The following is a 22,239-nucleotide window of genomic DNA, read 5'->3' as shown; positions in this document are numbered from 1 at the left end:
GCCCCCGGCGTCACGCCGGGGGCCTTTCCGGCCGGGGACTCAGCCGTGGTTGACCCGCCAGAAGTCCGAGACCGTCTGCCGGTTGCGCAGGTCGCCGAGCAGCCCGGCCGGGTCGGTGTGGAAGAGCTGCCCCTTCCAGTCGCTCAGGCCGGGCGGGGTGACCAGCGGCTTCACCGTGCCGTTGCCGGACACGCCGCCCTCGCCGATCTCGTGCTTCACGCCCTCCTCGGTCATGATGAAGTGGACGTACAGCTTGGCCGCGTTGGGGTGCTTGCTCTTGGCGGCGATCGCGACGTACTTGGGGTAGCTGAAGCCGGCGAACGGCGTCATCCCCTCACAGGTCGCCTGGGCGTATCCCTTGTCCTCGTTGTTGCGGAACTTCGAGATCGACATGAAGCCGATCTTCTTGTCGGTCGCGTTCGGCGCGCCCACCGCGGCCGAGATGTCCTCGTCGGAGCCGGTCAGCACGGGCTTGTTGGCCGAGATCCGCTTGACCCACTCGTAGGCCGCGCTCTTCTCCTCCGTCTTCAGCGGCTTGCCGTACTTGGCCTGGTAGGCCTGCTCCAGCGCCTGGTTGCCGTGCGCGTCGAGCTGGGTGAAGAACGACAGCACGGTCGGCTTGCCGAGCGGGTCCTGCATGACGAGCTTGCCCGCCCACTCCGGCTCGGTCAGGTCCCACACGTTCTTCACCGGGCATCCGCCGGGCGAGAGCTTGGTGTTGTACGCGAAGACCGTGGCCTTCGACAGCGCGAGCAGCGGGTTCTGGTTCTCGGCCGGGATCTGGTCCTTCAGGTCGGCGGGCACCCACGTCTGGGCGACGCCCTGCGGGATGAGCTGGCCGACCAGCACCCCGCCGTCCTCGTACATGGCCGCGTCGATGGTGACGTTGCCGGCCGCGTGCTCCCTGGTCATCTTCTCGGCGGTCTGCGGGGTGTCGGACTTCACCCCCTCCATGGGGATGCCGTACTTGGCGGTGAAGGCCTTGGCCACCTCTTCGATGTCGCCGCTGGAGTCGTAGACGAGCAGGCCGCCCTCCTTCTTCGCGGCGGCGACCAGCGCGTCCAGGTCGAGGGACGCGTCGATCGAGGGGCCGGGCAGCGGCTCGGCGCTCGTCGCCGAGGACGGCACGTCCGGGCCGGTGGAGGGTGCGCAGGCGGCGACGGCGAGCGCGAGCAGTGCCAGGGGAACGATCTTCCGGGTACGCCTCAAGGTGGCGTCACTCCTCTTGCCTCTCGGGGGTCGTCGGGCGCCGCCCAGAGCCCCGATCCGGCGCCGCGGTGTGCTCCACGATGAACGTCACGTGAACAGTTTGTCAAGACATAATGACCTCTGTTGCGATCTGGACATCTTCCGTTCATCGGGACGTGGAGGCATTGGTCAAGACATTCTGATGTCAGCTACCGTCGAGTCGTGACAGTCACCAGATTGGACATCGACCTCGACCGGTCGAGCCCCGTGCCCCTCTACTTCCAGGTGGCCGAGCGGATCACGGAGGCCATCCAGGCCGGGAAGCTGCCCCCCGGCTCCCGGCTGGACAACGAGATCCAGCTCGCCGAGCAACTCGGCCTCTCCCGCCCCACCATCCGCCAGGCGATCCAGTTCCTCGTGGACAAGGGCCTGGTCGTCCGCAAGCGCGGCGTCGGCACCCAGGTCGTGCACGGCCAGGTGAAGCGCGCGGTCGAGCTCACCAGCCTGTACGACGACCTCCGCAGGGCCGGGCAGGAGCCGGAGACCCGGGTGCTGTCCCTGGACACCGTACCGGTCGAGGAGGAGGTCGCCGCGGCCCTCGGCGTCGAACCGGGCACGGAGGTGCTGCGGCTGGAGCGGATCAGGTACGCCATGGGAGAGCCGCTCGCCCTGCTGCACAACTGGCTGCCGGTCGGGCTGGCCCCGCTGACGGCCGAGTCGCTGATGGAGCGCGGGCTCTACGAGATGCTCCGCCAGACCGGCATCCGGATGCGGGTGGCGCACCAGCGCATCGGCGCCCGCGCCGCCACCCCGGCGGAGGCCCGGTTGCTGGAGGAGCGGCGCGGCTGCCCGTTGCTCACGATGGTCCGCACGACCTACGACGACCAGGGCCGGGCGGTCGAGCACGGCTCGCACGTGTACCGGGCCTCGCACTATTCCCTCGAGGTCACCCTCGTCGAGCGCTGAGTCACGCTTTTCTCATCGGGATGATAGTTCATCCGAATGTCAGGACAAACTCTTGACCTTTTACCTTCCGCTCATCTAGAACTGGAGGCCCCTGGACGAGGAGCTGACACATGCGTGTGGGTTTGCTGGGCCTTGGCCGCATAGGCGTCTTCCATGCCGCCACCCTTGCCGGTCTCGCGGACGAACTGGTGGTCTCCGACGTGGACCGCAGCCGGGCGGAGGAGGTGGCGGCACGCTTCTCCGCGACGGTCGGCGACCCTTTCGACGCGGACGCGGTGGTGATCGCGACTCCGACGTCCACCCACGCGGAGGCGCTCGAACGCGCCTGCGAGCTGGGCGTCCCGGCGTTCTGCGAGAAGCCGGCGGCGCCCACGGTGGAGGAGACGCTGCGGGTCGCCGAGACCGTCGAGCGCACCGGCGCCGTCGTGCACATCGGCTTCCAGCGCCGCTTCGACGCGGGCTACCTGGCCGCCCGCGACGCGCTGCGCTCCGGCGACCTGGGTGTGCTGCACCGCGTCCACCTGATGACCGCCGATCCCGCGCCTCCGCCCGCCGGCTACATCCCGTTGTCCGGCGGCATCTTCCGCGACTGCCACATCCACGACTTCGACATCCTGCGCTGGGTCACCGGGCGCGAGGTGGACACGGTCTACGCGACCGGCGCCAACCGCGGCGAGCAGTACTTCGCCGAGGCGGGCGATGTGGACACCAGCGCCGCGATCCTGACGATGGACGACGGCACGCTGGCCACCCTGCAGGGCTCGCGCTACAACGGCGCGGGCTACGACGTGCGGATGGAGCTGGCCGGCACCCGCGGCGCCTGGGCGGCGGGGCTCGGCGGGCGCACCCCGCTGCGCTCGGCCGAGGGCTTCGCGCCGGACGGCGACCCCTGGCCGGACTTCCAGGCCAGGTTCGAGGAGGCGTACGTCGCGGAGATGACCGCCTTCCTGGAGGCGGCGCGGGGCGAGCGGGAGAGCCCTTGCACGGTCCGCGACGCCCTGGCCGCGCTGTACGTGGCCGAGGCGGCGGACCTGTCCCGCCGGACCGACCGTCCCGTCCGCGTGGTGGAGGTGACCAAGTGAGGATCGCCGCCGCCCCCATCTCCTGGGGGGTCTGCGAGGTGCCCGGCTGGGGCCACCAGCTCGCCCCGGAGCGCGTGCTGGCCGAGATGGCCGCGCTCGGGCTGACCGCCACCGAGCTGGGCCCGGACGGGTTCCTGCCGCCGGAGCCGGACCGCCGCGCCGCCCTGCTCGACGGCTACGGCCTGCGCGCGATCGGCGGCTTCGTCCCGGTCGTCCTGCACGACCCGGCGCACGACCCGCTGCCCGCCCTGCGGGACACGGTGGCCGCCTTCGAGGCGGACGCGGTGGTCGTGCTGGCCGCCGCGACCGGGGTGGACGGCTACGACGGACGTCCCGCCCTGGACGACGAGGGCTGGCGGACGCTCCTGTCCAACCTGGACCGGATCGACCGGGAGATCTCCCACCTGGTCACCCTGCACCCGCACGTGGGCACGGTGGTCGAGACCGGCGAGGAGGTGGAGCGGGTCCTGGAGGGCGCCGCCGTCTCCCTCTGCCTGGACACCGGGCACCTGCTGGCCGGCGGCGCCGACCCGCTCGACGTCGTCAGGAAGGCCCCCGAGCGGATCGCCCACGCGCATCTCAAGGACGTCGACGCGGGCCTCGCCGGGCGGGTCAGGGCGGGCGAGCTCACCTACACCGACGCGGTGCGGGCCGGGATGTACCGTCCGCTCGGCCGCGGCGACGTGGACGTGGCGGGCATCGTCTCCGGCCTGACGGCCGCGGGGTACACCGGCTGGTATGTCATGGAGCAGGACGTGATCCTCACGTCGGCCGACGCCGATCCGGTGGAGGACGTGCGCGCGAGCCTGGCATACCTCACGGGCATGGCCACCGCGGAGGACACGTGACCGGCGACGCGCCGCCGCAGGTGCTGACCATGGGACGGGTCGGGGTGGACCTCTACCCGCTGGAGGTCGGGGTCTCCCTGCGGCAGGTGACGGCCTTCGGCAAATACCTGGGCGGCAGCCCGACCAACGTGGCCGTGGCCGCCGCCCGTCTGGGCCGCCGCACCGCCGTGATCACCCGGACCGGCGCGGACCCGTTCGGGCGGTTCGTGCACGACGCGCTGCGCGAGTACGGCGTGGACGACCGCTACGTCACCGCGGTGCCCGGCCTGCCGACCCCGGTGACGTTCTGCGAGATCCGGCCGCCCGAGGACTTCCCGCTGTTCTTCTACCGCTGGCCCAAGGCGCCCGACCTGGAGATCCTCCCCGCCGAGCTCGACCTGGCCGCCGTCACCGGCGCGGCGCTGCTGTGGACGACCGTGACCGGCCTGTCGGACGAGCCGTCACGCGGCGCGCACCTGACGGCGCTGAAGGCGCGGGGACGCGCCCCGCACACCGTGCTCGACCTCGACTACCGGCCGATGTTCTGGCCCGACCCGCGTACGGCCCGCCGGCACGTGCGCGAGGCGCTCGAACACGTGACGGTCGCGGTCGGCAACCTCGACGAGGCCGAGGTGGCCACCGGCCTGCGCGACCCCTGGGAGGCCGGCCGGGCCCTGCTCGACGCCGGGGTCGAACTCGCGATCGTCAAGCGGGGATCGGCCGGGGTGCTGGGCATGACGGCCGGCGAGGCGGTGGAGGTGCCGCCCGTCGACGTCGAGGTCGTCAACGGGCTGGGCGCCGGGGACGCCTTCGGCGGAGCGCTGTGCCACGCGCTGCTCGCGGGCTGGCCGCTGGAGCGGACGCTGCGGTTCGCCAACGCCGCGGGCGCGATCGTCGCCGGCCGGCTGGCCTGCGCTCCGGCGATGCCGACCCTCGACGAGATCGAGACCGTCGTGACACGGGGTTCCGCACGGGGGTTGCCCCCGGACCCGGGGAACGTCATCCAGGGGGACGCCCCTCATGGACAAGCAGGAAGGGGGGACGCCGGGCATGCGTGAGGAGGACTACCGCCGCCTGCTGGACGACCGGGCCTGGCACCCGGAGCGGGTGGCCCAGGCGGCCGCGGTCCGCAGGCGCCGTCCGCTGCTGAGCGGGCGCGGCCGACTGCTGATCATCGCGGCCGACCATCCGGCCCGGGGCGCGCTCGGCGTGGCCGGACGCCCGATGGCGATGGAGAGCCGCATCAGCCTGCTCGACCGGCTGACGACCGCCCTGGCCCGGCCAGGCGTCGACGGGCTGCTCGCCACTCCCGACATCGTGGAGGACCTGCTGCTGCTCGGCGCCCTCGACGACAAGATCGTGATCGGCTCGATGAACCGGGGCGGCGTCCAGGGCGCGGCGTTCGAGTTCGACGACCGCTTCACCGCCTACGACGCCGACTCGCTCGCGGCGATGGGCTTCGACGGCGGCAAGATGCTGTGCCGGATCGGGCTGGAGGACCACGCGACCGTCGCCACGCTGGCGAGCTGCGGGCAGGCCGTCACCCAGCTCGCGCGGCACGGCCTGATGGCGATGATCGAGCCGTTCTGGTCCCATCGCGTCGGGGGCGTGGTGCGGCACGACCTGTCGCCCGAGGCGATGATCCGCGCCATCAGCGTCGGCCAGGGACTGGGGGCGACCTCCGCCCACACCTGGCTCAAGCTCCCGGTGACCGAGGACATGGAACGCGTCCTGGAGGCCACGACGCTGCCCGTCCTGCTGCTCGGCGGCGAGCCCGGTTCCGACGAGATATGGGACTCCTGGAGCAAGGCCCTGCGCCTGCCGGGTGTGCGCGGCCTGGTCGCGGGGCGGGCGCTGCTCTACCCACCGGACGACGACGTCGCGGCGGCCGTGGACGCCGCGGTCACCCTGCTGGAGACCACATGACCCACATTCCCCACGGCACGGCCGCCTCCGGCCCCTGGGACGTCGAGATCACCCCCGAGGCCGCGGGCTGGACGTACGCCGGGCTGCGGGTCGTCGACCTGGCGGACCGGCCGGTGGAGCTGTCCACCGGCGAGGAGGAGATGCTCGTCCTGCCGCTGGCGGGCTCGTGCGACGTCGTCGCCGACGGCCTGCGGCTGTCGCTGACCGGCCGTCCCTCGGTGTTCTCCGGGCCGACCGACTTCGCGTACCTGCCGATCGACGCCCGGATCACGATCACCGGCAGGGGCAGGATCGCGCTCCCGGCCGCCCGGGCCACCCGCCGCTTCCCCATCAGGTACGGCCCGGCCGACGCCGTGCCCGTGGAGATCAGGGGCGCGGGGCAGGCGACCCGGCAGGTCAACAACTTCTGCTCCCCCGAGGCGTTCGACTGCGACAAGCTGGTGGCGGTCGAGGTGATCACGCCGGGCGGCAACTGGTCGTCCTATCCCCCCCACAAGCACGACACTCCGTCCGAGCACGAGGCGGTGCTCGAGGAGATCTACTACTTCGAGGGCGGCCCCGGCTACCAGCGGGTGTACGGCACCCACGAGACGCTGGCCGAGGTGTCGGCGGGCGACGTCGTGCTCGTCCCCAACGGCTACCACGGCCCGTCGATGGCCGCGCCCGGCTACGACCTCTACTACCTGAACGTCCTGGCCGGCCCGGCGGACAAGCGGTCCATGGCCTTCTCCGACGATCCGAGGCACGCGTGGATCCGCGACTCGTGGGCCGATCAGCCCGTCGATCCCCGGCTCGGAGGTGTGTCATGAGCACGACGACGAGGCTCACGGTGGCGCAGGCGCTGGTGCGGTTCCTCGCGCAGCAGTGGACCGAGCGCGACGGCGTGGAGCACCGGCTCATCGCCGGGTGCGCAGGCATCTTCGGGCACGGCAACGTCGCGGGCATCGGCCAGGCCCTGGCCGAGCAGGGCGCGGGCACCCACGACCCGCTGCCCTACTACCTGGCCCGCAACGAGCAGGCGATGGTGCACACCGCCGTCGGCTACGCCCGGCAGTCCGACCGGCTGTCCACGCTCGCCTGCACCAGCTCCATCGGGCCGGGCGCGACCAACATGGTCACCGGGGCCGCGCTGGCCACGATCAACCGGCTGCCGGTGCTGCTGCTGCCCGGCGACCTGTTCGCCACCCGGGTCGCCTCGCCGGTGCTGCAGGAACTGGAGGACCCCCGGTCGTACGACGTCAGCGTCAACGACTGCCTCAGGCCGGTCAGCCGCTTCTGGGACCGGGTCAACCGGCCCGAGCAGCTCCCGGCGGCGCTGCTGGGGGCCATGCGGGTGCTCACCGACCCCGCCGAGACCGGCGCGGTGACGCTGGCGCTGCCGCAGGACGTGCAGGCCGAGGCGTACGACTGGCCCGACGAGCTGTTCGCCCGCAGGGTCTGGCACGTGGCCCGGCCGGTCCCCGAGCCCGCCGCCCTGGCCAGGGCCGCCGAGCTGCTGCGCGGCTCGCGCCGCCCACTGATCGTCGCCGGGGGCGGGGTCAAGTACAGCGGCGCCTGCGCCGAGCTGGCCCGCTTCGCGGAACGCCACGGCGTGCCGGTGGCCGAGACCCAGGCCGGCAAGGGCGCGGTGCCGTACGACCATCCGTGCGCGGTGGGCGCGATCGGGCACACCGGGACCCGCGCCGCCGACACCCTGGCCCGCGAGGCCGACCTGGTCATCGGGATCGGCACCCGCTACAGCGACTTCACCACCGCCTCGCGGACGCTGTTCCGGCAGGCCAGGTTCCTCAACGTCAACGTGACGGCGTTCGACGCGGCCAAGCACGCGGCCGAGACGCTCGTCGCCGACGCCCGCGAGGCGCTGAAGGCACTCGACGACGTGGACTGGCGGGCCGACCCCGGCTGGACGAGCCGGGCGGCCGAGCTGGCCGCCGCGTGGCAGGCCGAGACCGACCGGTTCTACGGCGGGACCGAGCTGACCCAGCCGGTCGTGCTCGGTGTCCTCAACGAGGTCGCGGCGGGCGGGGTGGTGGTCAACGCGGCCGGGTCGATGCCGGGCGACCTGCACCGGCTCTGGCGCGCCTCCGACCCCGGGCAGTACCACGTCGAGTACGGCTACTCCTGCATGGGCTACGAGATCGCCGGGGGCCTGGGGGTGAAGCTCGCCGCCCCGGAGCGCGAGGTGTTCGTGCTCGTCGGCGACGGGTCCTACCTGATGATGGCCCAGGAGATCGCCACCGCCGTGCAGGAGGGCGTCAAGCTCGTCATCGTGCTGGTGGACAACCAGGGCTTCGCCTCGATCGGCGCGCTGAGCGAGTCGGTCGGCGCGCTCCGGCTCGGCACCGCCTACCGCACACGCGGCCCGGACGGGCGGCTCGACGGGGAGCGGCTGCCGGTGGACCTGGCCGCCAACGCGGCCAGCCTCGGCGCCGACGTGCTGACGGCGGCCGATCCGCAGACCCTGCGGGCCGCGCTCGCCAAGGCCGTCGCGTCTCCCCGCACGACCGTGGTCTACGTCGAGACGGTCCCCGGTCCCGCGCCGGGCGCCGAGGCGTGGTGGGACGTGCCGGTGGCCGAGGTGTCCGGGCTCGCCGAGGCGCGCGCCGCGCGGGAGCACTACGACGAGGCCAAGCGTGACCAGCGGCCCTACCTCTGATGGGGTGGACGCTCGCGTTCGCCGCGGCGGCGGTGCTCTTCACGGTGATCAGCGGGGCCAACGACGGGGCGACCCTGATCGGGCTCGGGCTGCGTTTCCCCCGCTCACCGGGCTGGACGGCCGCCGCCCTGCTCACCGGGACCCTGTTCGCCGGGCCGTACGTGCTGGGCGTCTCGGTCGCGCGGACGTTCACCGAACGGCTGGCGGGGCTGGACACCGGGCAGGGGGCGGCGGCCTTCCTCACCGGAGTGGTGGTCGCCGTGGCCGTGGTCGCGATCCTGACCGGCCGCGGCCTGCCCACGAGCCTCACGCTCGCCGTGATCGGCGGCATCACCGGCGCCGGGCTCGGCGCGGGGCTGCCCGTGTCGTGGCGGGGGGTGGCCACCGTCCTCGCGGTCGGGGCCGGGGCGCCCCTGGCCGGGCTGGCCCTCGGCTACCTGCTCGGGACGGCGTCCCGCCGGGTGCCGTCCTACCAGCGGATGCCCCGGCTCGTGGGCGCCGCCCACCTGCTGGCGTACGCGGCCCAGTGCCTGGCGTACGCGCTGAACGACGGCCAGAAGATGATCGCGGTCGCGAGCGTGGCGATCGGCGTGGGCCGGGGAGGGCTCGGCGGGGTGGGCCCGGTCGACGTCCCGCCGGTGTGGATGGCCGTCCTCGCGGCGCTCTTCCTCGCCGGGGCGCTGGCGGGTCTCCCCCGGGTCGGCGCCCGGCTCGGCCGCGGCCTGGTCATCACCCGGCCGCTGCACGTCGTCTCGGCGGAGACGGCGGCCACCGGCGCCGTGCTCGGCAGTTCGGCTCTCGGCAGCCCGGTGAGCATGACCCAGTCCATCACGGCCGGCGTGGTCGGCGTGGCGGCGAGCGAAGGAGCACGGAGGGTGCGATGGCAGGCAGTGGTGAACATGGGAACGGCGTGGCTGGTCACGCTGCCGTCGTCGCTGGCGCTGGGCTGCCTCGCGGGGCTGGCCCTCAGGCTGCTGTGACCGGGGCGCGCGGGCGCGCCCGCCGGTTCGCGCGGGCCTGGGACGACCTGCGGGGGCGGTCGGCACGGCGGGTGGTCGGCCTGGTCCGCGGGCAGATCGCGGTCGCGCGGGACGGAGCGGAGCTCGCCCGCGCCACCGCCACCGGCGCGATGGACCGGCCGGCCGCGCGGGCCCGGATGGCCGAGGTGGAGCACGAGGGGGACGCGGCGCGGGCCGAGCTCGTGGAGACCCTGCGCCGGGTGCTCGCCACCCCCATCGACAGGGAGGACCTGTTCCGGCTCTCCCGGTCCATCGACGACGTCCTCGACCACCTGCGCGACTACGTACGCGAGACCGACCTGTTCGGGCCGGAGGACCTCGGCTTCGCGGTCGAGCCGCTGCAGGCGGTCATCGACGGCCTGACCGAGCTGGACGGCGCCGTGCTGAAGATGCTCGACGACCCCGGCTCGGTGACCGTCGCCGTCCTCGCCACCCGCAAGTGCTGCAACCGCCTGCGGCAGCTGTGCCAGGCCCGGCTCGCCGAGCTGTTCAGCGGCCCGCTGCGGATGGAGACGCTGCGCGAGCGCGAGCTGCTGGCCCGCCTCGACGCGGTGGGCCGGCGGCTCGGCGAGGCCGCCGACGCGCTCGCCGACGCCATGCTCAAACGCAGCCACTGAGCCCCCACGCCCCCGGCCCCGGCTCCGCGCCCGGAAACCCGGCGGCCCGACCCCCGCCCCTTCCGAACGGCAACGCAGAAAGCGGGGCCCCGCACCCCGGCGGTCCCCGACCTCGAAGGAAGTACCCCCCATGGCTGTTGTGACCAAGGCGGAGACGCCGCCCCGACCACCCACGTCGCGCAGGCTGCTGTATCGGCTGCGCGTCCTGCGCCACGACCCGACCGCCGCGCTCGGGCTGATCCTCGTCGTCCTGCTCGGCTACCTCGTCGTGGCGCCGCTGGTCGCCGTGCTGTCCGACGCCTTCCGCCTGCAGTACGGCGACGACGTGCACGCCGGGCAGGCCGTCGGCGAGTGGACCGGCTACTACCTCTGGCGGGTCTTCCGCTCCCAGATCAGCGGGCTGCTGTTCTGGCAGCCGCTGCTCAACACGCTGGTGGTCGCGCTGGGCACGGTGCTGTTCGCCCTGGCCCTCGGCGGCGGCATGGCGTGGCTGGTGACCCGCACCAACGTGCCGGGGCGCAAGTGGCTGGCGGGCGCGCTGGTGATCCCGTACATGCTCCCGTCGTGGACCTTCTCCCTGGCGTGGCTCACGCTGTTCAAGAACGAGCGCGCCGGCGGTCAGGTCGGGTTCCTCCAGGCGCAGGGCGTGCGCACGCCCGACTGGCTGGCGTACGGCGCGCTGCCGATCATCGTCACCCTCGGGCTGCACTACTACCCGTTCGTGCTGCTCCTGGTCGGGAACGCGCTGCGGCGCATCGACGCGCAGCTCGTGGACTCGGCGCGCATCCTCGGCGCGCCGCAGCGCACGGTCGTGCGCCGCATCGTGATCCCGCTGATGCTCCCCGCGCTGTCGTCGGCCGTGCTGCTGGTGGTCGGCCGGGTGCTCGGCACGTTCGGCACGCCGTACGTGCTGGGGCTGCCCGCCGACTTCCGGGTGCTGTCGACGGGGCTGTTCCAGTCGATCCGCGACCGCAGCACGGGCGTGGCCTCGGTGCTCGCCACGGTCATCGTGATCGTCGGGGTGCTGATCGTGCTCGCCGACACCCGGATGACCCGCGAGCACCGCCGGTTCGTCACCGTCGGCGGCAAGGGCGGCATGGACCGGCTGAGCGACCTGCGCCGCCTGCGCTGGCCGGCGTTCGCGCTCGGCCTGGTGGTCTTCGGGGTGAGCGTGCTGGTCCCGGTGTTCACCCTGCTGCTGTCCACGGTCACCCGTACGCCGCTGGACCTGTCGACCTTCACCCTCGACTACTGGTTCGCCGAGCGGCTGCCCGGGGCGGTCGGGTTCCCGCACGGCGTCTTCCGCGGCTCCGAGCTGTGGGCGGCGGCGTGGAACTCCCTGCGCATCGTCGGCCTGGCCTCGGTGATCTGCGCGGTCGCCGGGCTGCTGGTGGGATACGTCGTGGTGCGCGGGACGGCCCCGCGCGTCGCCTTCTTCCTCCGCCAGGTCTCCTTCCTGCCCTACCTCGTCCCCGGCATCGCGTTCGCCGCCGCGTCGCTGTCGCTGTTCGCCGTGGCCCGCGGCCCGATCCCCGCGCTGTACGGCACGACGTTCCTGCTGATCCTGGTGATGGCGGTGACCCACCTGCCGTACAGCTCGCGCTCGGGCATCGCGGCGATGACCCAGCTCGGCCGCGAGCCGGAGGAGGCGGCGCAGATCGCCGGCGCCCCCTGGTTCCAGCGGATGCGGCGGATCATCTTCCCGATCCAGAAGGGCGCGCTCGTCACCGGGATCGTGCTGCCGTTCATCTCCGGGCTCAAGGAGCTCAGCATCGTGGTCATGCTGACCACGACCGGCACGGAACTGCTCACGACGCTGTCGATCGGCCTCGTGGACTACGGATACACCCAGCTCGCCAACGCGGTCGTCCTCGTCATCGCGTTGGTCTCCTTCACCATGACGTACCTGACCCAGCGGCTGACCAAGAGCAGCCTGGCGTCCGGGCTAGGAGGATAGATGCCAGCCATCACGTTGACCGGAGTCGCCAAGAGCTACGGCGGCGGTGAGCACGCCGTGAAGAACCTCGACCTCACCGTCCCCGACGGGGCGTTCATGTGCCTGCTCGGGCCCTCCGGCTGCGGCAAGACCACGACCCTGCGCATGATCGCCGGGCTGGAGCAGCCCACGGCCGGCACCATCGCGGTCGGCGACCGGGTGCTCGACTCCGTCGAGCGCGGCCTGTACGTCCCGCCGGAGAAGCGCGGCATGGGCCTGGTCTTCCAGAACTACGCGCTGTGGCCCCACCTGTCCGTGCGCGACAACGTGGAGTTCGGCCTGCGCATGCGCAAGGTGCCGGCCCCCGACCGCAGGGCCAGGGCCGAGGCCGCGCTGAAGATGGTGCACGTCGACGCCGCCATGGACCGCTACCCCTCCCAGCTGTCCGGCGGGCAGCAGCAGCGCGTCGCGCTCGCCCGCATGCTCGCCGTCAATCCCTCCGTGCTGCTGCTCGACGAGCCGCTGTCGAACCTCGACGCCCGGCTGCGCCTGGAGATGCGCGCCGAGCTCAAGCGCATCCACGAGGAGTCGGGCGCGACGATCGTCTTCGTCACCCACGACCAGCTGGAGGCCCTCACCATGGCCACCGACGTCGCGGTGATGAACGAGGGCGAGCTGCAGCAGGTGGCCGCGCCGATGGACATGTACGACCGGCCCGCCAACCGCTTCGTCGCCGAGTTCGTCGGCAGCCCGCCGATGGCGATCGTCGACGTCGGGCCGTCCCCCTCCGGCCTGGCCGGGTCGCTGCTGCGCTTCGCCGAGTCCCGGGTGAGGGAGTGCTCGCCGGCGGCCGTCGGCATCCGGCCCGAGGCGCTGCGCCTCGGACCGCCGCCCGGCGCCACCTGGTGCGAGGAGGCCGTCGTCGAGGCCGTGCTGCCCGCCGGATCCTCCTGGACCGTACGGCTGCGCGTGCTCGACACCGAGCTGTACGCGGTGTCCTACACCCCGGTCGAGGCGGCCCCCGGCGACGTGGTGACCTGCTGGACCGAGCGGATGCACCTGTTCGGCGCGGACGGCGCGCGGCTGGCCGCCTGGGACGGAATGGGGGCGGTGGCGTGATCAGGCCCGTGGCGTTGCTGCTGGACTTCGGCGGCGTGATCGTGGAGACCACCCGCCGCCCGTCCTGGGCGGCCGAGCTCGCCGCCGAGGTGCACGGACTCCTGCGCCGGGCGGGATTCGACGGCCTCACCGCGGAGGAGGTCGAGGCCGACATCCGGGCGGGCGCGCGCGCCGACAAGTACTGGAAGGACTCGACCTCCCGCCGCTTCGCACCGGAGGAGATGACGCACCGGGAGTTCTGGGCCGACTACGTCGGGGGCGACTGGCCCGAGCAGGCCCGCGCCCTGGTGACCGCCGAGGCGACCCCGCTCTGCCGGCGGATGGGCGAGCTGCGCAGCGGGCGCAAGCTCCGGCCGGGGATGGAGGAGCTGCTGGAGGCCTGCTGGGCCAACGGCGTCACTCCCGCGGTCGTCAGCAACGCGCTGTGCGGCGCCGTCCACCGCGACTTCATGACGACGGCCGGGCTCGACCGCCAGGTGGCCGTGCAGGTCTACAGCGACGAGGTCGGCGTGCGCAAGCCCAACCCCGAGATGATCTGGATCGCCTGCCGGGCCCTCGGCGCCGACCCCGCCCAGGTCTGGTACGTCGGCGACAACTACGACCGTGACGTGGTGTGCGGCGCCCGCGCCGGAGTCGGGGCGACCGTCCTGATGGTCTCCGGCAGCACCGACAAGATCCCCTACCGGGTGCGCCAGAGCCCCCAGGCGACCGTGGAGGACCCGCGCGGCCTGCTGACCCTTCTGGAGGACACATGGACCTGAACACCTCACGTGAGCTGGCCGCCATCGCGGTCAGGGCGGCCCGATCGGTCGGCGACCTGCTCCGTCACGCCTTCCGCTCCAAACCCGAGATCACCACCAAGCGCGACTTCCACGACCCGGTGACCGAGCACGACAAGGCCGCCGAGGCGCGCATCCGGGAGGTCATCGACCGCCTGTGCCCCGGCAGCGTCGTGGTCGGCGAGGAGGGCGGCGTACGCGGCGAGGGCGAGATCCGCTGGTACGTCGACCCCATCGACGGCACCGCGAACTTCGCGGCCGGGCTGCCGTTCTTCTGCACCTCGATCGCGGCGGCCGTGGACGACGAGGTGGTGGCGGGCGTCGTCTACGACCCTGTGCGCGACGACGAGTTCACCGCCTCGCTCGGCGGGGCCTTCTGCAACGGCGCGCCGCTGCGCAGCTCGGGCGCACGCACCGACCGGGAGGCGGTGCTGCTGTCGAGCTACCCCACCCCCCGCGACCTCACGGCCGAAGGCGACGACGCGCTGCACCGGTTCGCCCGGATGCAGCACGCCTTCGCCACCACCCGCCGGCCGGGGAGCGCGGCGCTGAAGCTCGCGCACGTCGCCGCGGGCTGGTCCGACGTCGCGCACGGCACGAACGTCAACGCCTGGGACATCGCGGCCGGGTCGCTCCTGGTCGAGCAGGCGGGCGGGGTGTTCGTCCCGCTGTCCGGCAGCGTCTTCACCCCCGGAGGCTACGTCGCCTGCGTCGGCGGGTTCGACCTCGCCGGGTCGGTGATGGCCGAGGTCTTCCCGGACATCTCGGCGGCGGTCGCGGCCGGGGCGGCCTCGGGGCGGGGCGCCTCGTGATCCGCTGGATCGTGACCGACCTGGACGGCACGCTCGTGGGGCGCGACCTCGCCATGGTGCCCGCCAGCAGGGACGCGCTGCGCCGCTTCCGTGCCGCGGGCGGGGAGGTCGTCATCGCGACCGGGCGGATGGAGCTGTCGGCCCGCCCGTTCTACGAGGAGCTCGGGCTCGACGGGGCGGCGATCCTCTACAACGGCGCCCGTACGGTGGACCTCGGCACGGGAGCGGTGCTGCGCTCCCGTCACCTGCCGCCGGGCGCGTGGCGGACGCTGCTGGCGATGTTCGGCGACCTTCCCGAGGGCGTCTATCCGGTGGCGTTCTGCGGCGGCGAGGCGCTGGCCGTGCACGACGTGCCCGAACTGCGGGACTACGCCCGGCGCGACGGCATCGTCCTGCGGGATCCGGGCGACTGGTCGGACCTGCCGCCCGGTGAGATCACCAAGTGCATGCTGATCGGCGACCCACTCCCCGAGCTGGCGATTCCCGGCACCGTGACGGTCCGGTCCGAGGCCACCTACCTGGAGGTGCTGCCCGAGGGCGCGACCAAGGGCACCGCGCTCCGCGCTCTGGCGGCGTCCCACGGCGTGCCGCTGGAGCAGATCGCCGCGGTCGGGGACAACCCCAACGACATCGACATGATCGCGACGGCCGGGCTCGGGGTCGCGGTCGGCGACGGCCACCCGGACGTCCGGGCCGCTGCGGACGTCGTGGTCGGCGCCTGCGCCGACGGCGCCGTCGCCGACGTCGTCGAGCTCGCCCTCTCCAGCTGAGCGAGGCACACGGGGCAGCGAGCCGGTGGGCCGGCAGGGCGCGGTCTTGACGATCGGGGTGAGGGCGATCACTCTGCACTCGGCGCCGGCCCGGGAGCCTTTCCGGTCTCGTCGGCGGCCTCGTCCGATCCGACGCGAAGGGTGGGCGTTGACCCCCACGTCATCCGCGCCTCGGCCGAAGATCCGCGGCCCGGCGGCCCGTCGTGCCGCCGCGCCGCGGCCGCCCTCGGCACCCGTCGCCACACCCCGCGTCCATGAAACGTTCAGCGCCCCCGCACGAGGCCCGGCCGGGTGTGGGGCCCGCGGCGCCATCGGCGGGAGAAGGAGAGACCGTGCGACACACACTGAAGGCGGCGCAGGCCGTGCTGGCGGTGACCGCCGCGCTGCTGCCCGCGGCCGCCCACGCCACCACCTCGTCCGAGACGACGGCGGTACGCAAGCCCGCGCCGGCCGCGCCGGCCACGGCGCACACCGCCGGCCGGGTCGAGGTCGTGGGGAACTCTGTGCGCTACAGCTGGCCCGGGGTCTACTTCGAGGGCCGTTTCCGCGGCACCGGCGTCGGGATCGTGATCGACGACGCGGTGAACGACTACGACGTCCAGATCGACGGCGCCACCGTCGCCACGCTGGTGACCCCCGGCCGCACCACCTACTGGGCCGGGAACCTGAGCCGCGGCGTGCACAGCGTGCGGCTCGTCAAGCGCACCGAGAGCGCGTGGTCCACGGGTGAGTTCGGCGGGTTCGTCGCCGTCCCCGGCGGCGCCGTCCTTCCCCCTCCGGCCGACCGCCACCGGCAGATCGAGTTCATCGGCGACTCCTTCACCGCCGGCTACGGCAACATGTCCGGCACCCGCGACTGCCCCGCCCCGGGCCAGATCGACAGGAACACCAACACCGACCTCAGTTTCGGCGCCCTCACCGCGCGCCGCCTCGGCGCCGACTACCAGATCAACGCCTTCTCCGGCCGCGGCATGGTGCGCAACTACAACGGCGGCGAGCCGGGCACCGACTACCGCACCTACTACGACCGGGCCCTGCTCGGCGTGCCCGGCGACGTCTGGAAGAACCCGGGCACCTGGCACCCGCAACTGGTCGTGATCGGCCTCGGCCTCAACGACTTCTCCACCGCCATCAACCCGGGCGAGCCGTGGACGCCGGAAACCCTGGTCGCCGCCTACAAGACCGCCTATCACGGCTTCATCGACAAGCTCCGGGACCGGTACGGCAAGCGCGCGGTCATCGTGGTCAGCGCCACCTACATGTACAACACCACGGCGTTCGCCGACGCGGCGCGGCAGATCGTCCAGGAGCGCAACGAGCGGGGCGACGACCGGGTCCGCTACTGGTACTACGACAATTCCGAACTGGACTACGGCGGCTGCGACTGGCACCCCTCGGCCCACGACCACCGGATCATCTCCCAGCGGCTCGACGACTTCATCGCCACGCTGCCGCTGAACTGGTGAGCGGAGCGGGGGCCCCGGAGAACTCGGGGCCCCCGCTCACGTCACAGCAGGCCGTTCTGGGTGAGCCAGTCCTTGGCCACCACGGGCGGGTCGTCCTTGTCGACGGAGATCCGCTTCATCAGGGAGACCAGCGTCTGGGTGTCCAGCTTGGCGGAGACCGCGTTCAGCGTGGAGGTCACGGTGTCGTTCACCCCGGCCTTGTAGACGAGAGGCGTCACGTTCTCCGAGCCGAAGGCGTTCTTGTTGTCCTGCAGCGGCACGAGGTCGTTCAGCACGATCTTGGGGTCGGTGGTGAACACGTTGCCCACCTGGACCGTGCCGCTCTTGATCGCGTCAGCGGTGGTGTCCCCGGTGGGCTTCCACTGCTTGAACTCCAGGCCGTAGACGTTCTTGAAGTTCTCCTCCTGGCGCTGCTTGAACTCCGGCGGCCCGCCGACCACGAAGTCCTTCGCCACCTTGGCCAGGTCCTCGATGGTCGTCAGCTTGTACTTGTCGGCCGTGGCCTTGGTGACCGTGAGGGAGTTGTTGTCCTCGGCCGCCGCCGGCTCCAGGAGCTCCAGCTCCGGGGGCAGCTTGGCCTTCAGGCCCGAGAGGATCTCGTCCTTGGTCTTGGCCGTGCTCGACTTGTCGACGAACGCCAGCAGCGACCCGGCGTACTCGGGCAGCACGGTCAGGCCGCCGCTCTTGATCTGGTCGTAGACGACCTCGCGGCTGCCGATGTTGGGCTTCTCCTCGACCGTGACCCCCTTCGCCTGGAGGGCCTGGGCGTACATCGAGGCGAGCAGGACGCTCTCGGGGAAGTTGAAGGAGCCGACGACGACCTTGGCCGGGGCCGCGCCGCCCGAGCCCGACGCCGACGGGGCGGCCGACGCGGTCGTGGAGAGCGGGTCGGAGCCGCCGCAGGCCGATAACGTGAGCGCCGCGGTCAGGGCGACCGCCGCGACGCCGAAGATACGCCTCATACCAAAAAATCCCTTCATTTTAGGGGGATAATAGCGAGATTAGCGGACCTGGCGGACACCGGGTGAGACGGCCACCCGGTCGAGCAGGACGAAGGCGAACTGGACGGCCAGGGCGAGGGCCGCGATCAGGACCGCTCCTCCGATGACGCTCGGATAGGTCTTGGTCGCCAGGCCGTCGATGATGAACCGGCCCAGCCCGCCCAGCCCGACGAACGCCGCGACGGTGGCGGTCGAGACCACCTGGATGGCGGCGAGGCGCAGGCCCAGCAGGATCAGCGGCAGCGCGACCGGGGTCAGCGTCTGGAACAGCACCTGACGCCCGCGCAGGCCCATGCCGTACGCGGCGTCGCGCAGGTCGGCGTCCACCCCCCGCACGCCCTCGTAGGTGTTCACGAGGATGGGCGGGACCGCCAGCACGATCAGCGGGATCAGCACCGGCAGGACGGTCCCCACGCCCGCCAGCAGCACCACGAGCACGAGCAGGCCGAGCGTCGGCAACGCCCGGGCGGCGTTCGCCGCGACCACGACGAGCAGCGCGCCGCGGCCCGTGTGGCCGATGAGCATGCCGAGCGGCACGCCGATCAGCGCCGCGACGAGGAAGGCCGCCGCCGAGAACTCCAGGTGCTCCACCAGCCGGACCGGGATGCCGTCGGGGCCGGACCAGTGCGCCGCGTCGCCGAAGAAGTCGGCAAACCAGTTCACGCCGCCCTCCTCGCCCGGGACCAGGGGGTCAGCAGCCGCTGGGCGAGCACGAGCAGCCCGTCGGCGAGCACGGCGAGCAGGACGATGAGCACGATCCCAACCACGATGGGCGTGTAGAACTGCCGCTGCCAGCCGTCGATGAACAGGTTGCCCAGCCCGCCCTGGCCGATCAGCGCGCCCACGCTGACCAGGCTGATGCTGGAAACGGTCGCGACCCGCAGCCCGGCCAGGACCACCGGCGCCGCGACCGGCAGCTCGACCCGGAGCAGCCGGCGCGCGGGCCGGAACCCCATCGCCACCGCCGACTGCCGTACGGGATCGGGCACCGAGGCCAGGCCGTCCACCACGGCGGGGATCAGGACCGCGAGCGCGAAGAACGTCAACGGGATGACGACGGTCGACCGGGTGAGCCCGGTGATCGACAGGAAGATCGAGAACAGCACAAGGGACGGCAGCGAGTAGGTGACGTTCATCAGCGCGGCCGTCGGCTGGTACAGCCAGCGCCAGCGTACGCAGGCCAGGCCCAGTGGCAGGGCCACGACCAGCCCGAACAGCACGGGCAGGAAGGCCATCACGACGTGGTTCCCCAGCAGGGCGCTGATCGCGGTGGGGCCTCCGTTGGCCCAGTTGCGCGCGATCCAGTCCCAGCGGACCAGAGGCTCCTCGGTCACGCGGGCGCCCCCTCGGAGTCGCCGACGCCGGAGGAGAAGCCGCCGCTCGAGCCGCCCGAGCCGCCCGAGCCGCCCCGTGCGGAGCCCGCGGCGGGCGGCGCGTACTCGGCGAGCAGTTCGTCGATCGCGTCCCGGCCGGCCACGCCGCGCACGCGGCCCTCCTCGTCCACGGCGACGGCCGTGCCGTTGGGTGACAGCAACGCCGCGTCGAGCGCCACGCGCAGCGAGTCGGTCTCGGGGTTGAAGGTGCCGTACGCCGCGAGCCCGTCCGCGGTGCGCCAGCCGAGGGGCCTGCCGTCCTCGTCGACCGCCAGGCCGGGCGGCGCCGGGCTCAGCCGCACCTCCTTGGCCGAGATGAACGACAGCCGCCGGATGCCTCGGTCGCGGCCGAGGAACTCGCGGACGAAGTCGTCGGCGGGCTCGGTGAGCAGCGTGGCCGGGCCGGCCATCTGGGCCAGCCGCCCGCCGACGCGCAGGACGGCCACCGTGTCGCCGAGCTTGACCGCCTCGTCGATGTCGTGGGTGACGAAGACGATCGTCTTGCGCAGCTCCGACTGCAGCCGCAGCAGCTCGTCCTGGAGGCTGGCCCGCACGATCGGGTCGACCGCGCTGAACGGCTCGTCCATGAGCAGCACCGGAGGGTCGGCCGCGAGCGCCCGGGCCACGCCGACGCGCTGCTGCTGCCCGCCCGAGAGCTGGAAGGGGTAGCGACGGGCCAGGCCCGGGTCGAGCCCGACCAGCTCCAGCAGCTCCATCGCGCGGGCGCGCGCCTTCTTCTTGCTCCAGCCCAGCAGGTACGGCACGGTCGCCACGTTGTCCACGATCTTGCGGTGCGGGAACAGGCCCGCCTGCTGGATCACGTACCCGATGCCCCGCCGCAGCGTGGGCGGGTCGATCTCACGCACGTCCTGACCGTCCAGGGTGATGCGGCCGGAGGTGGCGTCGATCATGCGATTGATCATCCGCAGCGACGTGGTCTTGCCACAGCCGGAGGGGCCCACGAACACGGTGATCGCCCCCGTGGGCACCTCCATGCTGAGCTCGTCCACGGCCACCGTCCCGTCCCGGTAGCGCTTGGTGACGTCTTCGAACGTGATCACGCCATCTCGCCCTTCGAAAGAGTGTGCGATCAAGCCAACAGCGGGAGGCCCCCTCGCTCTTCCCCGTGAGCCTCCCGGATATCCAACGCGACCCGTTCCGGACACAACACCCGGCGGCCAGCCTACGGTGGGAACCCCCGATATCCGGGCCTAGATATCTATCAATAGGGCATCTCATGATGCGTGGCGCGGTGATGAGTTGGCATGATTACTCTCACGCCTCTCCCGTCCCACCGCCGCGTCCCTCCGACAGGACCAGCCACGAAACTCAGAGGAGCCGGTCGTGACTCCACCGCTCACCGGTCAGCGCTCCAGGAGCGAGCTGATCGCCGAGCTCTACGAGCGTCACGCCGCGGGGTTGTTCGCGTACTGCCACGACCAGCTCGGTGAGACCGCGTCGGCCGCCGACGCCGTGGTGGCCGTCTTCACCACCGCCCCGGCCGCCGAACCGCCCTCGCGCGCCGCGCTGTACGCGCTGGCGCGCCGGGAGATCTACCGCCGGGACGTCAGCTACGCGCTGCCGGCCGTCGACTCCGTCGCCGACCCCGCCACCGCCCTGATCGAGCGGGTGTTCCGGGACATCCGGCCGCACCAGCGGGAGGTCCTGCTGCTGTCGGAGGTGTGCGGCCTCACGGCGCCCGAGCTGTCGCTGGTCCTCGACGTGGCGGCCGACACCGCCGAGGAGCTGATCGCGGGAGCGACGCGCCGCTTCGCCCAGACCCTGGAGACGGCGGTCACCGCCGCGAGGTCGGCGCCGTTCGTGCCCACCTCCGTCGCGGAGGTCTACGACGCCATCGGCGTCTCCCCCATCGGCGACGTGCTGGCCCGGCTGCCCTGGCGCCGGCCTGCCGCGTCCGTACGCGACCGGGTGCTGGCGGCGCTGCCGTACGAGGAGCCGGGGAGCGCGGGTCATGAACACTCATCCGGGCTGGTCACCAAGAGGCTGTGGCCGACCACTCCGACCTGGCCGCTGCCGCTGAGCGACCCCGACCAGGTCACCAACACGTGCGTGGTCAAGACCGACGCCATCGGGCAGCCGCAGGGCTCCCGGCGCAAGGCCAAGCACGAGGCGACGACCGAGCCCATGCCCCGGCTGCGCGGGGCGCTGCTCAACTCGCTCGGCGAGGGCCGTCTGCGCAGGAAGCGCACCGGGCGGCCCGCACCGGCGGAGCGGCCGGCGGAGGGACCAATGGAGCGGTCGGCGGCCCTGGCCGCACCCGTGGAGCCGCAGGCGTCCGTGCAGGAACCCGTGCAGACCACGCCTGCCACGCCACCCGCCACACCGCCTGCCACACCGCCTGCCACACCGCCTGCCGCGCCGCCTGCTCTGGGCGTCGCGGAGACCGCCCCCGAGCCGTTCGACGCCTTCGGCACCTCCGAGGCCTCCCATCGCGCGGACCCGTTCGACGCCTTCGGGACCTCGATCGCGCCTCGCCCGGCGGAACCGTTCGACCCCTTCGGCGCCACCGGCACACCCCGCCCCACTGAACCGTTCGACGCCTCCCGGACGCCCAGCACGCCCCGCCCGCCGGAACCGTTCGATCCCTTCGGCGCCACCGGCACACCCCGCCCCACTGAACCGTTCGACGCCTCCCGGACGCCCAGCACGCCCCGCCCGCCGGAACCGTTCGATCCCTTACG

Annotated in this window: 20 protein-coding genes and 1 pseudogene; 16 read left to right on the top strand and 5 right to left on the bottom strand. The window is 72.7% G+C overall.

The window, feature by feature from the left end; all coding sequences use genetic code 11:
* Positions 1-39: 39 nt before the first annotated feature.
* Complete coding sequence (locus ABZ857_RS32590; RefSeq protein ID WP_357050708.1) at positions 40-1,209, bottom strand: ABC transporter substrate-binding protein; 1,170 nt, start codon at positions 1,207-1,209, stop codon at positions 40-42.
* 201 nt (positions 1,210-1,410) lie between these two features.
* On the opposite strand from ABZ857_RS32590, the gene ABZ857_RS32585 reads away from it, so the two are divergent.
* The 15 genes from ABZ857_RS32585 (at position 1,411) to ABZ857_RS32515 (ending at position 17,163) form a co-directional block, all read left to right on the top strand.
* The gene (locus tag ABZ857_RS32585; RefSeq protein WP_204047233.1) at positions 1,411-2,154 is read left to right on the top strand and encodes a GntR family transcriptional regulator; all 744 of its coding nucleotides are present in this window, start codon (positions 1,411-1,413) and stop codon (positions 2,152-2,154) included.
* 110 nt (positions 2,155-2,264) lie between these two features.
* Complete coding sequence (locus tag ABZ857_RS32580; RefSeq protein WP_357050705.1) at positions 2,265-3,236, top strand: Gfo/Idh/MocA family oxidoreductase; 972 nt, start codon at positions 2,265-2,267, stop codon at positions 3,234-3,236.
* A complete protein-coding gene (locus ABZ857_RS32575; protein WP_357050702.1) occupies positions 3,233-4,084 on the top strand; it encodes a sugar phosphate isomerase/epimerase in 852 nt (283 codons plus the stop codon). Before ABZ857_RS32580 ends, ABZ857_RS32575 begins: the two co-directional genes overlap by 4 nt.
* Positions 4,085-4,113: 29 nt before the next feature.
* Positions 4,114-5,121: a 5-dehydro-2-deoxygluconokinase gene (gene iolC / locus ABZ857_RS32570; protein ID WP_357050870.1), complete on the top strand. Its 1,008-nt coding sequence runs from the start codon at positions 4,114-4,116 to the stop codon at positions 5,119-5,121.
* Positions 5,114-5,989, top strand: a complete 876-nt coding sequence (locus ABZ857_RS32565; protein WP_357050867.1) for a deoxyribose-phosphate aldolase — start codon at positions 5,114-5,116, stop codon at positions 5,987-5,989. The genes iolC and ABZ857_RS32565 overlap by 8 nt, the downstream gene beginning before the upstream one ends.
* Positions 5,986-6,798 carry a 5-deoxy-glucuronate isomerase gene (gene iolB / locus ABZ857_RS32560; protein ID WP_357050699.1) on the top strand — a complete coding sequence of 271 codons (813 nt, stop codon included), beginning with the start codon at positions 5,986-5,988 and terminating at the stop codon, positions 6,796-6,798. The genes ABZ857_RS32565 and iolB overlap by 4 nt, the downstream gene beginning before the upstream one ends.
* Entirely contained in the window at positions 6,795-8,645 is a 1,851-nt protein-coding gene (iolD, locus tag ABZ857_RS32555; protein WP_357050696.1) for a 3D-(3,5/4)-trihydroxycyclohexane-1,2-dione acylhydrolase (decyclizing), read from the top strand. The genes iolB and iolD overlap by 4 nt, the downstream gene beginning before the upstream one ends.
* Positions 8,645-9,625 (top strand): inorganic phosphate transporter, encoded by a 981-nt coding sequence (locus ABZ857_RS32550; RefSeq protein WP_357050693.1) that lies wholly within the window; start codon positions 8,645-8,647, stop codon positions 9,623-9,625. Before iolD ends, ABZ857_RS32550 begins: the two co-directional genes overlap by 1 nt.
* Positions 9,622-10,281, top strand: coding sequence for a DUF47 family protein (locus ABZ857_RS32545; RefSeq protein ID WP_357050690.1), 660 nt, complete (start codon positions 9,622-9,624; stop codon positions 10,279-10,281). Before ABZ857_RS32550 ends, ABZ857_RS32545 begins: the two co-directional genes overlap by 4 nt.
* A 130-nt stretch (positions 10,282-10,411) precedes the next feature.
* Positions 10,412-12,238, top strand: a complete 1,827-nt coding sequence (locus tag ABZ857_RS32540; protein WP_357050687.1) for an iron ABC transporter permease — start codon at positions 10,412-10,414, stop codon at positions 12,236-12,238.
* Entirely contained in the window at positions 12,239-13,336 is a 1,098-nt protein-coding gene (locus ABZ857_RS32535) for an ABC transporter ATP-binding protein (RefSeq protein WP_357050684.1), read from the top strand.
* Entirely contained in the window at positions 13,333-14,097 is a 765-nt protein-coding gene (locus tag ABZ857_RS32530) for an HAD-IA family hydrolase (RefSeq protein ID WP_357050681.1), read from the top strand. The genes ABZ857_RS32535 and ABZ857_RS32530 overlap by 4 nt, the downstream gene beginning before the upstream one ends.
* A complete protein-coding gene (locus ABZ857_RS32525; protein ID WP_357050678.1) occupies positions 14,088-14,927 on the top strand; it encodes an inositol monophosphatase family protein in 840 nt (279 codons plus the stop codon). Before ABZ857_RS32530 ends, ABZ857_RS32525 begins: the two co-directional genes overlap by 10 nt.
* Complete coding sequence (locus tag ABZ857_RS32520; protein WP_357050675.1) at positions 14,924-15,697, top strand: Cof-type HAD-IIB family hydrolase; 774 nt, start codon at positions 14,924-14,926, stop codon at positions 15,695-15,697. Before ABZ857_RS32525 ends, ABZ857_RS32520 begins: the two co-directional genes overlap by 4 nt.
* 332 nt (positions 15,698-16,029) lie before the next feature.
* Entirely contained in the window at positions 16,030-17,163 is a 1,134-nt protein-coding gene (locus tag ABZ857_RS32515; protein ID WP_357050672.1) for an SGNH/GDSL hydrolase family protein, read from the top strand.
* A gap of 41 nt (positions 17,164-17,204) precedes the next feature.
* On the opposite strand, the gene ABZ857_RS32510 is transcribed toward ABZ857_RS32515, so the two are convergent.
* Genes ABZ857_RS32510 through ABZ857_RS32495 form a run of 4 tightly spaced genes read right to left on the bottom strand, consistent with a single transcriptional unit; the run spans position 17,205 to position 20,598 of the window.
* Positions 17,205-18,125: an ABC transporter substrate-binding protein gene (locus tag ABZ857_RS32510; protein WP_357050669.1), complete on the bottom strand. Its 921-nt coding sequence runs from the start codon at positions 18,123-18,125 to the stop codon at positions 17,205-17,207.
* A 39-nt stretch (positions 18,126-18,164) separates the two neighbouring features.
* On the bottom strand, positions 18,165-18,827 hold the full coding sequence (locus ABZ857_RS32505) for an ABC transporter permease subunit (protein ID WP_357050666.1): 663 nt from the start codon (positions 18,825-18,827) through the stop codon (positions 18,165-18,167).
* On the bottom strand, positions 18,824-19,498 hold the full coding sequence (locus ABZ857_RS32500) for an ABC transporter permease (protein ID WP_357050663.1): 675 nt from the start codon (positions 19,496-19,498) through the stop codon (positions 18,824-18,826). The genes ABZ857_RS32505 and ABZ857_RS32500 overlap by 4 nt, the downstream gene beginning before the upstream one ends.
* Positions 19,495-20,598 carry an ATP-binding cassette domain-containing protein gene (locus ABZ857_RS32495; RefSeq protein WP_357050660.1) on the bottom strand — a complete coding sequence of 368 codons (1,104 nt, stop codon included), beginning with the start codon at positions 20,596-20,598 and terminating at the stop codon, positions 19,495-19,497. Before ABZ857_RS32495 ends, ABZ857_RS32500 begins: the two co-directional genes overlap by 4 nt.
* 283 nt (positions 20,599-20,881) lie before the next feature.
* On the opposite strand from ABZ857_RS32495, the pseudogene ABZ857_RS32490 reads away from it, so the two are divergent.
* Positions 20,882-22,239, top strand: a pseudogene (locus tag ABZ857_RS32490) (hypothetical protein); the annotation flags it as partial.

Origin of the sequence: Microbispora sp. NPDC046933, from assembly GCF_040644635.1 — a bacterium.
Taxonomy (GTDB): Bacteria; Actinomycetota; Actinomycetes; order Streptosporangiales; family Streptosporangiaceae; genus Microbispora.
This window is presented reverse-complemented; position numbering and strand designations above follow the sequence as displayed.

What these genes read in the sequence shown, in the direction of transcription:
- ABZ857_RS32535 (WP_357050684.1), top strand. Translation starts at nt 12,239, where the DNA reads ATGCCAGCCATCACGTTGACCGGAGTCGCCAAGAGCTACGGCGGCGGT.
- iolC (WP_357050870.1), top strand. Translation starts at nt 4,114, where the DNA reads ATGGGACGGGTCGGGGTGGACCTCTACCCGCTGGAGGTCGGGGTCTCC.
- ABZ857_RS32540 (WP_357050687.1), top strand. Translation starts at nt 10,412, where the DNA reads ATGGCTGTTGTGACCAAGGCGGAGACGCCGCCCCGACCACCCACGTCG.
- ABZ857_RS32580 (WP_357050705.1), top strand. Translation starts at nt 2,265, where the DNA reads ATGCGTGTGGGTTTGCTGGGCCTTGGCCGCATAGGCGTCTTCCATGCC.
- ABZ857_RS32565 (WP_357050867.1), top strand. Translation starts at nt 5,114, where the DNA reads ATGCGTGAGGAGGACTACCGCCGCCTGCTGGACGACCGGGCCTGGCAC.
- iolB (WP_357050699.1), top strand. Translation starts at nt 5,986, where the DNA reads ATGACCCACATTCCCCACGGCACGGCCGCCTCCGGCCCCTGGGACGTC.
- ABZ857_RS32525 (WP_357050678.1), top strand. Translation starts at nt 14,088, where the DNA reads ATGGACCTGAACACCTCACGTGAGCTGGCCGCCATCGCGGTCAGGGCG.
- ABZ857_RS32510 (WP_357050669.1), bottom strand. Translation starts at nt 18,125, where the DNA reads ATGAGGCGTATCTTCGGCGTCGCGGCGGTCGCCCTGACCGCGGCGCTC.
- iolD (WP_357050696.1), top strand. Translation starts at nt 6,795, where the DNA reads ATGAGCACGACGACGAGGCTCACGGTGGCGCAGGCGCTGGTGCGGTTC.
- ABZ857_RS32550 (WP_357050693.1), top strand. Translation starts at nt 8,645, where the DNA reads ATGGGGTGGACGCTCGCGTTCGCCGCGGCGGCGGTGCTCTTCACGGTG.